Annotated in this window: 2 protein-coding genes; both read right to left on the bottom strand. The window is 70.5% G+C overall.

What is annotated here, in order from left to right:
• Window positions 1-58: 58 nt before the first annotated feature.
• The gene (locus tag G6020_RS10815; RefSeq protein ID WP_095717082.1) at window positions 59-820 is read right to left on the bottom strand and encodes a decaprenylphospho-beta-D-erythro-pentofuranosid-2-ulose 2-reductase; all 762 of its coding nucleotides are present in this window, start codon (window positions 818-820) and stop codon (window positions 59-61) included.
• A gap of 285 nt (window positions 821-1,105) precedes the next feature.
• On the bottom strand, window positions 1,106-2,367 hold a 1,262-nt coding region (locus tag G6020_RS10810; protein WP_182610631.1), incomplete at its 5' end, for an FAD-binding oxidoreductase.

Raw genomic sequence — 2,367 nt, 5'->3', positions numbered from 1 at the left:
GCGGCCAGCAGCGTCGCCGCGGCCGCCAGGCCCGGCCCCCGGAGCGCCACCGGCATGGTCAGAAGGGGAGCTTGCGGAAGATCGGGCGCGGCACGTGGGTGAGCACGGCCATGACGCCGCCGAACGCGGCGGGGGCGAAGACGGCGCCCTTGCCCGCCCCGGACTTCTTGACCGCGATGCGGGCGACGTCGTCCTTGTTGATGGTGAGCGGTGCCTCTTTGACGTGCGCGGACATGCGGGTGCGGACCTGACCCGGGCGGATCACCAGGACGTCCACCCCGTACTCGTCGAGCGCGTAGCCCAGGCCCGTGTAGAAGGAGTCGAGCCCGGCCTTGGTGGAGCCGTAGACGAAGTTGGAGCGGCGGGCGCGGAGCCCGGCGGCCGAACTCATGGCGATGATCCGGCCGTATCCCTGCGTCTTCATCCGCTCGGCGAGCAGCACGCCCACCGAGACGGCGCCGGTGTAGTTGACCTGGGCGATCTGCACGGCCTTGCGCTGATCGGACCAGAGTTCCTCGTTCTCCCCGAGCAGGCCGAACGCCACGATGGCCACGTCGACGTCGCCCCCGGCGAAGATCTGCTCGAAGGCGGCCGGGTGGGAGTCGGTGGCGGCGGCGTCGAAGTCCACCACGTCGACGGCGGTGGCCCCGGCGGCCGTCATCTCGGCGCGCGCGTCCTCGATGCCCGGGTCTCCGGGGAGGCAGGCCAGCACCACGCGCATCGGCCCCTGCTGGAGGTACTCCCCGCAGATCGCCAGGCCGATCTCGGAGGTGCCTCCGAGCAGGAGCAGGGTCTGGGGGACGCCGACGGCATTGATCATGCGCAGGAGTCTACCGAGGCCTTCCCGCCGGAACGGGGAAGGTGGCCGGGACTACCCGGCGGGGCGCGTACCCCGTGGGGGTGGGCGGACCCCGGGAGGTGCCGGGGGCGGCCTCCGCGGTGCCCGTCTCCACGCGGTGGACGGCGGGGAGACGGCGACGAGGACGACGGCGGCGGCGACGGTGCGGAGGATCATGGCGGACTCCCGATCGGCCTCCGGGCGACCCTCGTCGTCCGGGGTCACCCTATTGTGGGCCCGCCGACGACCGCCTGTACAGCCCCCGGGTCAGAGCAGTTCGAGACGACGGCCCATGTCGGAGACGAAGACCCCGTGGGGGTCGATCCCACGGCGCGTGGCGATCCACGAGTCGATCTGCGGGTACATGGCGTGGAAACGCTCGGCAGGGACCCGCGAGTCCTTGGCGGTGTAGAGCCGGCCGCCCATCGACATGACCTTGGCGTCGAGCTCGTTGACGAACGCGTTCAGGCGGTCGTTGATGGGGAAGTCCACGCACACGTTCCACCCCTCCATGGGGAACGAGAGCGGGGCCTGGTTGCCGGGTCCGAAGAGCTTGAACACGTTGAGGAACGAGTAGTGGCCCGACCGCTGGATGTCGCCGATGATCTCCTTGAACCCGTCGACCGCCCCGGGCGGGACGATGAACTGGTACTGCAGGAAGCCGTCGGACCCGTACGCGCGGTTCCACTCCCCGAACAGATCGAGCATGTGATAGAAGGCCGGGAGGGTCTTGATCTTGTTCCGCGAGGTGCCGCCGAGGCGGTAGTAGACCTCGCCGATGGGGCCGAACGTGTACTTGTTGGCCAGGCCGTTGGGGAACACGTCCGGGAACGTGACCAGCGGCTTGGCGTTCATGGCCAGCGGGTCCCTGGCGAGCTTGGGTGCGTACTCCTCGAGCTGGGCCAGCGTGGCGAGCGAACCGCGGGACACCGCCGCGCGACCGAGCTTCGGGGGTGCGCTGATCGCGTCGAACCACGCCGAGGAGTAGGTGTACCTCGACTCGGAGCCGTCGGTGTGCAGCGCGATGGTCTCGTCGAGCGAGGCCGTCTGATCGGAGTCGGCCAGGAAGAAGGCGGTCTCGGTGCGGGTCATGGCGATCCACACCTTGAGGACCACGCCGGTGAGGCCGTTGCCGCCCACCGTGGCCCAGAAGAGCGTGCCCCCGGGGTCGTCGGACGTCCCGCCGGGCTCGAGGGTGAGGACCCGGCCGTCCGCGACGAGCAGCTCCATCCGGGTGACGTGGTTGCCGAACGACCCCGCCGAGTGGTGGTTCTTGCCGTGGATGTCGTGTCCGATCGCCCCGCCCACGGTGACCTGGCGCGTGCCCGGCAGGACCGGCACCCACAGGCCGAACGGCAGGGCGGCGCGCATGAGCTGGTCCAGGTTCACACCGGCGTCGACCACGGCGAGCGCCTTCTCGGCGTTGAGCTCGTGGATGCGGTTGAAGCGGCTCATGTCCAGCACGAGGCCGCCGGAGTTCTGCGCGCTGTCCCCGTACGAGCGGCCGAGTCCCCGGGCCACGACCCCGC

It is taken from the genome of Dietzia sp. B19, from assembly GCF_014145155.1.
Lineage (GTDB): Bacteria > Actinomycetota > Actinomycetes > Mycobacteriales > Mycobacteriaceae > Dietzia > Dietzia natronolimnaea.
Note: the sequence above shows the minus strand (reverse complement) of the source record. Positions and strands in the feature narration are given on the sequence as shown.